A 9314-nucleotide genomic window follows, 5' to 3' on the forward strand; every position below is an offset into this window, starting at 1 on the left:
CTCACCGCCGCCGGTAGCGACGCGCGACCGCGTTGCCGATCGTCTGGATGCCCTGCACCAGCACGATGAGCGTGATCACTGTGATCACCATGGCGAAGCCGTCATACCGCTGGTAGCCGTACGAGAGCGCGAGATCACCGATACCGCCGGCTCCGACGGTGCCCGCCATCGCGGTCGCGTCGATGAGGCCGACCGTCGCGATCGTCACCGCGAGGATGAGGGAGCTCCGCGCCTCGGGCAGCAGGAACCGCCAGAAGATCTGCAGCGGCGTCGCCCCCATCGACCGTGCCGCCTCGACCACGCCGCTCGGGACCTCCAGCAGCGAGTTCTCGACCAGGCGCCCGATATACGGGGCGATCATGACGGTAAGCGGCACGATCGCCGCCCACACACCGATGCTCGTACCCACGACGAGCCGCGTGAAGGGCAGGATCGCGACGAGCAGGATGATGAACGGCAGCGACCGGAAGACGTTGACGATCGTGCCGAGGATGAGGTTGACGGGTCGGTTCGGCAGGACGCCGCCCGCGCGGGTGACGGCGAGCACGGTGCCGATGATGATGCCGAGGATCGACCCGAACACGAGCGAAACGCCCAGCATCTGCAGCGTCTCGCCGAGTGCCTTGAAGAAGATCTCCGGAGTGATCAGAGTCCACTTGTCACCGTTCATGCGGCGACCTCCTCGAGGTGGACGACCCGCTCGGAGAGGAATCGCCGCGCGGCGGCGATCTTGTCGGGGGCTCCGGTGACCTTCACGATCATCTGGCCCACCGTGTGCTCCTGGATCTCGGTCATATCGGCGTGCAGCATGTTGACCTCGACACCGATGTCGGTGATGAGGGTCGATACCAGCGGCTGGGTCACTTCGGCGTCGAGGAGGAGAAGGCGCCAGAGTCCGTCGGCGCCCATGTGCTCCACGACACGACCCGGAACACTCTGCGGGATGACGGTGGAGACGAAGTCGCGCGTGACTGGGGCCTGCGGGCGCAGGAACGTGTCGAGCACCGATCCGCGCTCGACGACCTCGCCGCCGGCCATCACCGCGACGTCGTCGGCGAGATCCTTGATGACATCCATCTCGTGGGTCACCACGAGGATGGTGGTGCCGTACTCGCGGTTGATGCTGCGCAGCAGGTCGATGATCTGCACCGTGGTGGTCGGGTCGAGTGCGCTTGTTGCCTCGTCCGCCAGCAGGATGCGGGGGTTCCGCGCCAGCGCGCGGGCGATGCCGACGCGTTGCTTCTGCCCGCCCGACAGCTCGCCGGGGTGGTTGTCGGCCTTCGCAGACAGCCCGACGAAGTCGAGCACCTCGTCCGCGCGCTTCCGCGCCTCGACCTTGCTCACGCCGTCGAGCCGCAACGGCATCGCGACGTTGTCGCGCACCCGCACCGTTTCGAGCAGGTTGAACTGCTGGAAGATCATGCCGGTCGTCTTCTGTGCCTCGCGAAGCGCAGCGCCGCGGAGGCTCCCCACATCGACACCGTCGACGACCACACGGCCGCTCGTCGGCTTCTCGATCCCGTTCACGAGCCGGATGAGAGTGGACTTCCCGGCGCCGGAGTACCCGATGACGCCGTGGATCGTGCCCGGCCGCACTTCGAGGGAGACGCCGCGGAGGGCCGCCGTGGTGGCGGCCCTCCCGGGGAATGTCTTGGAGACGTCGTCGAAGACGACGCCCCCGGCGTCAGTGGAACTCACTCGAACCATTCCGGCAGGTTGTAGCCCTTGTACTGCGGGTTGTCGGCGATGAAGGCGATGAACTCGTCGGACTGGTAGGCCGCCTTGATGGCCTGTGCCCAGTCGCTGTCCACGTCACTGGCGCGAACCGTGACGACGTTCGAGAACTCGGTCGGCTGGTCTTCGAGGGCCAGCGCATCGTCGTAGTCGAGGCCGCCCGCGATGATGAAGTTGCCCTGGATGGTCGAGTAGTCGACGTCCTGCAGTGCCGGCACCTGCTGTGCGTTCTCGATCGGCGTGATGTTCAGGTTGTGCGGGTTGTCGGTGATGATCGACAGGTCGGCCGTGTTCGGGTCGTCCACGTCGTCGAAGTCGATCCAGCCCACGTCGCGGAGGATCAGCAGGCCACGGTAGAGGTTCGCGGGCGAGTTCGGCACGGTGATGGTGGAGCCGTCGGCGACGTCGTCGAGCGAAGACTTCTTGCCACCGAACAGCGCCATCCGCGGCGTCGGAACCTGCACCAGGGCGGCGTTGTCGATGCCCTCCTGCTCGTTGACGAACTCCATGTACACGGGGTGCTGCATGATGTTCGCGTCGATCTCGCCGCTCGCGACGGCCACGTTCACGACGATGCCGTCGGTGAAGTCCTGCAGTTCGACGGTGTAGCCCTCGTCCTCGAGAATCGGCTGGATACCCTCCTGGAACATCTCCAGGTAGGGCCCGGGGTTGAAGCCGATTTTGATGTCCGTCTTCTCGGCGGCGTCGCTGGAAGCGTCCGGTGCGGCGGCGGTGCCACCGCATGCCGACAGGGTGAGTGCGATCGCGGCGGCGCCGGCGGCGGCGAGCAGGGCCTTTCGGGCAGTGCGCATGAGTCCTCTTCGTGTGCTGTGGTGAGGTCGGTTCGCGTTCGACGGTAGTAAGGCGCTGTCACGCGACGAAAAGCGGCGTCACACGGGGCAACATGCCTCCGTCGATAGGTAGGCTCACGCCCCGTCGCGGACGGATCGCACGAAACCCTGCACGTTCTCGGTCAGCTGCTGGATGCGGCGTTGCCGGGCCGCATCCCGATCGAAGCCGGTGTATGCGAGCGGCGGGAGCTTGCGCACGTTCCGGGAGCATTCGAACTGCGCGCACACGAGCGTGCCCACGGTGTCGCCCTTGCGCCCGGCGTCGCCCTTGCGCCCAGCGTCGCCTGCCCGCTTGGCGGCGAACAGGGGTATTGGCGAAATCGGCGGGCAGCAGCACGTTGCTGCGCTCACTGCGGGTCGCGTTGATGAACGAGGAGCGGACGGTGGATTCGATGAGAGGACGCATGGCTGTGCCTTTGAAGACTGCTCACGCGCGGACGCGCGCGGAGCGAGAAGAATCGGGAGGACCCGTCGGGGTCGGGTAGGGAGATGAGGGAGCGGGCCGGATGCTCTACCTCGCGCCGGCGCAGAGCGCGCCGACGACCTCCTCACACCCGACGGGCGGTCCCTCGGCAGTCATGCGGACAAGGGTAGACCCTTCCGGTCACGGCGCAACCCGGCCCCAGGCCAGGCCCCGTAGGGTGACGGAATGACGGTTCTCTCGGTCTTCTCCCGTGCGCTCGGCGGCGCGCTTCTGGTCAACGCGGTGCCGCACGGGGTGAGCGGCGTCCAGGGCCGCCCCTTCCCGACCCCGTTCGCCGACCCGCCCGGCGAGGGCATGTCGCCGCCGCTCGTCAACGTCGCCTGGAGCGCCATCAACGTGAGCCTCGGGCTGCTGGTGCTCCGCGACGGCGTTCGGTCGCGCGCCGAGGCGGTCGGCGCGCTCGTCGGCGGCGTCGCCATGGCCTTCGGCGTCGCCTACCACTTCGGGTCGGTCATGGCCGGCGGACGAGGACTCCGCGGGATACGACGAGTCCGGTGAGCAGGGCTCCGAGGCCGCCGACCGCGAGGTCGCCGATCGTGTCCTGGTAGGTGACGAAGATGGCGTCGCTGAGGAAGGTGGCGCCGAACCACTCGACCATCTCCCAGAGCGCGCCGATCGCGAGCCCGAGCACCGGCAGCAGCACGAGGCGGCGACGGGCGAGGGGCGGCTCCGCGGGGATCACATCGAACCGTTCGAGCGCCACCAAGAGAACGGCCGCCAGGACGCCGGTGCAGACGAGATGGACGGGGATGTCCCACCACATCGCCGTCCGGTAGAGGTCGAGCACGTTGCTCCACGCCGCGACCAGCACCGTGATGCCGTAGACGATGTCGAAGCCGCTCCGCACCCCGAGGAATCGCGGCACCAGCAGCGCCGGGAGGGCGAAAGCGAGGATGCCGGCATCCGTCGGCTCGAACCAGATCGCCGCCGCGATGACGCTCAGCACACCGACGGCGCGCAGCAGGTCCGCAACGGTATCACCGGCTGTCCGCGGGGGACGGAGGAAGTTCTCGATCACGCGGTGCGTCCCGCCGGCACCCGCACGATCGCCTGCACCGGGAAGTGATCCGACGGCCACCCGCCGTCGATGGGTTCGGCGTTGATCCCGGCGTCCAGAACGTGGATTCCGGGGGTCGTCAGGATCCAATCGATGCGGGGTCCGTGCTGCGTCGGCGCCCGGTAGCTCGCGTTGGTCCCCCAGGCAGGCGTCGCGCGACGCTCGGCGGTGACCCACGCATCGACGAGGGTGGCGCCCTCGACGAACGCGCGGAGGGCGGGGGAGTCCTCCCCGGCGTTCATGTCCCCGGTGACGATCGCGGGCAGATCCTGCGCCGCGACGAACGAGCGGATCGCCTCCGCGCTGCGCACCCGCGACCGCGGTGAGAACGGGTCGAGATGCGTGTTGACGACGAAGAGATCCGCATCGGTCGCGCGATCCCGGAAGGATGCGGCGACCGCGATGCGAGGGATGGCGTTGCCCCACGACCGTGAGCCGGCCGCACGCGGATGCTCCGACAGCGCGAGCTGTTCCCATTCCCGCAATCGCAGGCGGTCGGCGTCGTAGAAGAGCGGCGTGCCCTCCCCGCGGCCACGCGTCATCCGGCCCCGCCCGATCATGCGGTAGCGCGGTCCGAGCGCGGCGAGCACCGCACGGGCCTGATCGGGCAGCGCCTCCTGGGTGCCGAGGATCGTCGGCATCTCGGCCCGCACGAGCCGCGACACGAGCGGCTCCCGGATCCGCCACCGGTCGGCCCGCCGCCACGCCATCCCGTCCATGCGTCGACGGAGGTTGAACGTCATGACGTGCAGGGACGCCGGCTCGACGGGACCGAACAGTGCGGTCATCGCCGCACTCCGCGCAGGCCCCGCAGCAGTCTGCGATCCCAGCGCACCGGCGGGAAATCGGTCGGCCAATGCACGAACACGGTGCGGAACCCGCCGCGGACACGCCGTGCGAAAGCGCGTGGGTCGCCGAACGGCCGCATCGAGATGCCCAGGCGCGCCTGCGGCAGATAGCGAATGCGACGGTGCTCCCCGAGGTGGAAGGCCAGATCGAGATCGTCGTGCAGGGTCGCGTCGTTCCGGTGCACCCGGCTCCGGACGTGCCGCCACGCCTCGCGCCGGAACGCCATGTTCGACCCGAAGAGCGGCGGGTGACCGAGGGCCGCGAGCCCGGCGGCCGCGTAGCCGCCGAGGTAGACCGCCGCGAGCGGGGTCCGGAGTGCCGGTGGCCCGTCGATGAAGCGGGCGCCACCGGTGAACGCTCCCACGTCGGGGCGCGTCGCGAAGGCCTGCGCGAACGCGGCCACCCAGACCGGCGCCGGTACGGAGTCCGCATCGAGGCGCAGGATGAGGTCGCCTCTCGCGGCGTCGTACCCGGCGGCTGCCGCCGCCGGGATTCCGGCGGCGTCGCAACGGATCAGCCGCGCTCCGGCGGCGACGGCCACGGCGGCGGAGTCGTCACTCGACCCGTTGTCGACGACGACGATCTCGTCCGGCAGTCGCGTCTGCCGCGCCAGGGCGCGCAGGCACCGGCGCAGCTGCGCGGCATCGTCTTTGACCGGGATGACGATCGACACGGTGGGGGGCACGCGACCACGTTAGGCGGGCGAGCGTGACGGGGAGGAGCGGTTGACAGGCTGCACCCCCACGGCAAGGCTCGGCGGACGACGAAGGGAATCGCCATGGTCCACGTCCGGGTCGCCGGCGTCGCGCTCGATGCCACCGAACAGCACGTGATCCTGCTGAAGCCGGTGGGCGCGCTGCCGGGCGTCGGCAACATCCTGCCGATCTGGATCGGCGCGCAGGAGGCGAGCTCCATCCTCGTCGCGGTCGAGAAGGCAGCGGTGCCGCGTCCGCTGGCTCACGACCTGATGATCTCGATGCTCACCGAGCTCGAGTCGCTCGTCGAGCGCGTCGAGGTCACCCGCCTCGAGGGCGGCACGTTCTTCGCCGAGATCACGCTCATGACGCCCGCCGGGGTCCGCATCATCGACTCCCGGCCCTCAGATGCGGTCGCCCTCGCATCGCGCGCCGACGCGCCGATCTTCGTCGCCGACGACGTGATGGACGACGCCGGCATCGCCGATGTGCTCATCGAACCCGAAGCGGAGGAGGCCGTGGAGGAGTTCCACCGCTTCCTCGACGATGTGGAGCCCGACGACTTCCGCGAGTGACGGATATCGCCGGCATATCGTCCGCCGCAGACGCTCCCGCAACACTCTCCCACCTGGACTGGCAGGGATCGGGCGGAGAGCAGCATGGGCGGACGGGTGGTGCGGAACGCGCGCCTCAGCGTGTGGTTGGGAGCGGCATGGCTGGGGGTGGCGGCGTTGACGCTCGCGTCGAGGTCCCTCGTCGCGCCGGCACGAGCGGCCCTGCTCGCTCCGATCGATGGAGTCCTCCTCGGCCTCGACCTGACGGTGACGACCGCCCACCTGGAACGCCTGCTGAACACGGCCCTGTTCGTCCCGCTGGGTCTGCTGCTCGCCGTCACTCTCGGGCGGCGCTGGTGGTGGGCCGGGATTCCGGTCGGCCTCGCCGTGTCGGCGACGGTCGAGGTGCTGCAGCGCGGCATCCCGGGGCGCGTTCCGGATCCCGACGACGTCCTGTGGAACACCGTCGGCGCCGCGGTCGGCGTCGCCCTCGGTGCTTTGGTCCTGCTCGGCCGACGTCATAGGCATGTAAAACAGCGTTTATAGGGCTGAAAAGCCTGTTTGGCAGGGTTATCCCTCCGCGCTCAGGATGAGGTGAAACGCACCGACGACGGTGCATCACCGAGGTCTCGAAGAGGAGGCGCCATGAGTATCGCCGCTGCCACCGCCCTACGCCCGCCCGTGCTGTTCGGCGAGGAGTACGAGGAGTTCGCCGCGTGGGTGCGGGAGTTCTCCGCATCCCACGCCGACTCCTACCCGCCCATCGCGCAGAGCGAGGAGTTTCCGTGGGAACTCGCCCGCGCCATGGGAGAGCAGGGCCCTCCTCGGCCTCGGCACATCGGAGGAATACGGCGGCATGGGCCGTCTCGGCGACGAACTCACGAAGGTGCACCTCGGGATCGTGCACGAGAAGCTCGCGTACGCGAACTTCTACCTCGCGCAGCTCGCGTATACCTGCAACCTCACGGCGCCGCTGCTGGAGCGATTCCTGCCTGCCGATCTCGCGGCGCAGTGGGTGCCGGGCATCGTCCAGGGTGAGCACATCGTCGCGCTCGGACTCACCGAGCCGGGCAGCGGATCGGATGCGGCGGCTATGCGCATGCGCGCCCGCCGGGTCGACGGCGGCTGGGAGCTCACCGGTGAGAAGACATCGATCACCTTCGCCCCGCACGCGAAGGGCCTGATCACGTTCGCCCGCGCGGACGAATACGTGGACACCGACGGAACCGTCCGCACGGGCGGCATCACCTGCTTCCTCGTCCCGCTCGATGCGACCGGCGTCGAGATCCAGAAGTTCCCGGACCCGGGGTGGAAGCCACTGGGACGCGCCGCCGTCTTCCTCGACGACCTGTTCGTCCCCGACGCGCAGGTGCTGGGTGACGTCGGCGGGGCGTTCCGCATGGTCATGAGCGAGTTCGACTACACCCGCTCGGTCATCGGGTTCATGTCCACCGGCGTCGCACGCAAGGCGCTCGACCTGACCGTCCAGTTCACCAAGGACCGCGCGACGTTCGGGAAGCCGATCGCCGCCTACCAGGGCGTGAGCTTCCCGCTCGCCGAGGCAGCCACCAAACTCGAGGCCGCCCGCTGGCTCACCTACCGCGCACTCTCCCTCGCCGACGCCGGCAAGCCGTACACCAAGGAGGCGGCGATGGTGAAGTGGTACGCCCTCGACGTGTCGCTGCAGACGATCCACGACTGCATCATCACGCACGGCCACACCGGGTACTCCGAGGAGATGCCGCTGCAGGCGATGCTCCGGGACGTGTCCGGTCTCGAGATCGGGGAGGGCACCCCGCAGATCCAGAAGCTCATCGTCGCCCGCAGCATCATCGGCCGGGAGTTCACCGGATGAGCGGCGCACTCGACGGCATCCGCGTGATCGACCTGACCCAGGCCCTCGCGGGACCCTTCTGCACCTCCCTCCTGGCCGACTACGGCGCCGACGTCGTCAAGATCGAGCCTCCCCGTGGCGACATGATCCGACGCACCGGGCCGTTCGCGTCCGACGACCCGACCCACGACCACGGAAACGTGTTCCAGAACGCCAACCGCAACAAGCGTTCCCTGGTCATCGACCTGAAGTCTGCCGCAGGTCGTGACCTCGTCCTCACCCTCGTCCGTGATGCGGACGTGCTGGTCGAGAACTTCAGCGGCGGGGTCATGGACCGCCTCGGCCTCAGCTACGAGACCCTCGCCGACATCAACCCACGCTTGGTGTACACCTCCATCCGCGGCTTCGGCGACCGTCGTGGCGGGGAGAGCCCGTACGCGCACTGGCCCGCCTTCGACGTGGTCGCGCAGGCCATGGGCGGCCTCATGAGCATCACCGGCGAGAGTGGTGGTGCCCCGGTGCGCGTCGGCTCCGGCATCGGTGACACCGTCCCCGCCCTGTTCGCGGCGTTCGGCACGATGGCGGCGCTGTTCGAGGCGCAGCGTTCCGGCCGCGGCCAGTACGTCGATACCGCCATGGTCGACGGCGTGCTCGCCGTATCCGAGATTGCGGTCAACGTGTACGCGGCGACCGGCACGTCACCGCGGCCGATGGGCAACCAGCTGCAGGGCTTCGCCCCGTTCAACACCCTCCGGGCGAAGGACGGCGACGTCGCCCTCGGCGCTCCGCACAACCCGCAATGGGTGAAACTGTGCGCCGCCATGGGCCGCCCCGACCTCGTCGACGACGAGCGGTTCTCCTCCGACAACGCCCGGTGGCTGCACCGCGATCAGGTGTACGCCTTCGTCGGTGAGTGGGTGGCGCAGTACACGATCACGGAGCTCATCGACCTCCTCGGCGGCACCGTCCCCCTCGGACCGGTCCTCGACTCGGAAGCGATCTTCGCCAGCCCCCACTTCGCGGCGCGGGAGATGCTCGCCGAGGTCGAAAACCCTCGCACCGGGCGGACCACCCGCATCACCGGTCCGGTGGCGAAGCTGACCCGCACTCCCGCCACCATCCGTCGCCGCGCCCCCCTGCTCGGCGAACACACCCTCGAAGTGCTGCGCGAAGCCGGCCTCGACGACGACACCATCACCCGACTCGCCGACGCCGGCGTGCTCGGTCAGCTGCCCGAAGGAGTCCCCGCATGAAGA

General features: G+C 69.1%; 12 protein-coding genes. 5 read left to right on the top strand and 7 right to left on the bottom strand.

Annotation, left to right across the window (positions count from 1 at the left end):
• Window position 1: 1 nt before the first annotated feature.
• From NT132_RS08130 to NT132_RS08145, 4 genes are all read right to left on the bottom strand, one after another.
• Complete coding sequence (locus NT132_RS08130) at window positions 2-670, bottom strand: methionine ABC transporter permease (protein ID WP_297787252.1); 669 nt, start codon at window positions 668-670, stop codon at window positions 2-4.
• Window positions 667-1698: an ATP-binding cassette domain-containing protein gene (locus tag NT132_RS08135; RefSeq protein ID WP_297787254.1), complete on the bottom strand. Its 1032-nt coding sequence runs from the start codon at window positions 1696-1698 to the stop codon at window positions 667-669. Before NT132_RS08135 ends, NT132_RS08130 begins: the two co-directional genes overlap by 4 nt.
• Window positions 1695-2546 (bottom strand): MetQ/NlpA family ABC transporter substrate-binding protein, encoded by an 852-nt coding sequence (locus NT132_RS08140; protein ID WP_297787256.1) that lies wholly within the window; start codon window positions 2544-2546, stop codon window positions 1695-1697. Before NT132_RS08140 ends, NT132_RS08135 begins: the two co-directional genes overlap by 4 nt.
• A gap of 114 nt (window positions 2547-2660) precedes the next feature.
• Window positions 2661-2936, bottom strand: a complete 276-nt coding sequence (locus tag NT132_RS08145; protein WP_366940379.1) for an FBP domain-containing protein — start codon at window positions 2934-2936, stop codon at window positions 2661-2663.
• 298 nt (window positions 2937-3234) lie between these two features.
• On the opposite strand from NT132_RS08145, the gene NT132_RS08150 reads away from it, so the two are divergent.
• On the top strand, window positions 3235-3567 hold the full coding sequence (locus tag NT132_RS08150) for a hypothetical protein (RefSeq protein ID WP_297787258.1): 333 nt from the start codon (window positions 3235-3237) through the stop codon (window positions 3565-3567).
• On the opposite strand, the gene NT132_RS08155 is transcribed toward NT132_RS08150, so the two are convergent.
• From NT132_RS08155 to NT132_RS08165, 3 genes are read right to left on the bottom strand one after another with little or no spacing between them, the layout of a single operon-like run.
• Window positions 3521-4087, bottom strand: a complete 567-nt coding sequence (locus NT132_RS08155) for a hypothetical protein (protein WP_297787260.1) — start codon at window positions 4085-4087, stop codon at window positions 3521-3523. The two genes, NT132_RS08150 and NT132_RS08155, sit on opposite strands and share 47 nt — an antisense overlap.
• Window positions 4084-4914 carry an endonuclease/exonuclease/phosphatase family protein gene (locus tag NT132_RS08160; RefSeq protein ID WP_297787262.1) on the bottom strand — a complete coding sequence of 277 codons (831 nt, stop codon included), beginning with the start codon at window positions 4912-4914 and terminating at the stop codon, window positions 4084-4086. The genes NT132_RS08155 and NT132_RS08160 overlap by 4 nt, the downstream gene beginning before the upstream one ends.
• Window positions 4911-5660, bottom strand: coding sequence for a glycosyltransferase family 2 protein (locus tag NT132_RS08165; RefSeq protein ID WP_297787264.1), 750 nt, complete (start codon window positions 5658-5660; stop codon window positions 4911-4913). The genes NT132_RS08160 and NT132_RS08165 overlap by 4 nt, the downstream gene beginning before the upstream one ends.
• A 93-nt stretch (window positions 5661-5753) precedes the next feature.
• Here NT132_RS08165 and NT132_RS08170 point away from each other — a divergent pair, with 93 nt between their 5' ends.
• From NT132_RS08170 to NT132_RS08185, 4 genes are all read left to right on the top strand, one after another.
• Window positions 5754-6245, top strand: coding sequence for a bifunctional nuclease family protein (locus NT132_RS08170; protein WP_297787266.1), 492 nt, complete (start codon window positions 5754-5756; stop codon window positions 6243-6245).
• Between the two features lie 84 nt (window positions 6246-6329).
• Complete coding sequence (locus NT132_RS08175) at window positions 6330-6770, top strand: VanZ family protein (protein ID WP_297787268.1); 441 nt, start codon at window positions 6330-6332, stop codon at window positions 6768-6770.
• A gap of 112 nt (window positions 6771-6882) precedes the next feature.
• Complete coding sequence (locus tag NT132_RS08180) at window positions 6883-8079, top strand: acyl-CoA dehydrogenase family protein (RefSeq protein WP_297787276.1); 1197 nt, start codon at window positions 6883-6885, stop codon at window positions 8077-8079.
• Complete coding sequence (locus NT132_RS08185) at window positions 8076-9311, top strand: CoA transferase (protein WP_297787271.1); 1236 nt, start codon at window positions 8076-8078, stop codon at window positions 9309-9311. The genes NT132_RS08180 and NT132_RS08185 overlap by 4 nt, the downstream gene beginning before the upstream one ends.
• Window positions 9312-9314: the final 3 nt, after the last annotated feature.

The sequence above is a fragment of the Microbacterium sp. genome, assembly GCF_026393345.1.
GTDB lineage: Bacteria > Actinomycetota > Actinomycetes > Actinomycetales > Microbacteriaceae > Microbacterium.

Bases quoted from the DNA above. Each gene is read 5' to 3' on its own strand.
- NT132_RS08130 (WP_297787252.1), bottom strand. From the start codon at position 670: ATGAACGGTGACAAGTGGACTCTGATCACTCCGGAGATCTTCTTCAAG.
- NT132_RS08140 (WP_297787256.1), bottom strand. From the start codon at position 2,546: ATGCGCACTGCCCGAAAGGCCCTGCTCGCCGCCGCCGGCGCCGCCGCG.
- NT132_RS08150 (WP_297787258.1), top strand. From the start codon at position 3,235: ATGACGGTTCTCTCGGTCTTCTCCCGTGCGCTCGGCGGCGCGCTTCTG.
- NT132_RS08160 (WP_297787262.1), bottom strand. From the start codon at position 4,914: ATGACCGCACTGTTCGGTCCCGTCGAGCCGGCGTCCCTGCACGTCATG.
- NT132_RS08170 (WP_297787266.1), top strand. From the start codon at position 5,754: ATGGTCCACGTCCGGGTCGCCGGCGTCGCGCTCGATGCCACCGAACAG.
- NT132_RS08175 (WP_297787268.1), top strand. From the start codon at position 6,330: ATGGGCGGACGGGTGGTGCGGAACGCGCGCCTCAGCGTGTGGTTGGGA.
- NT132_RS08185 (WP_297787271.1), top strand. From the start codon at position 8,076: ATGAGCGGCGCACTCGACGGCATCCGCGTGATCGACCTGACCCAGGCC.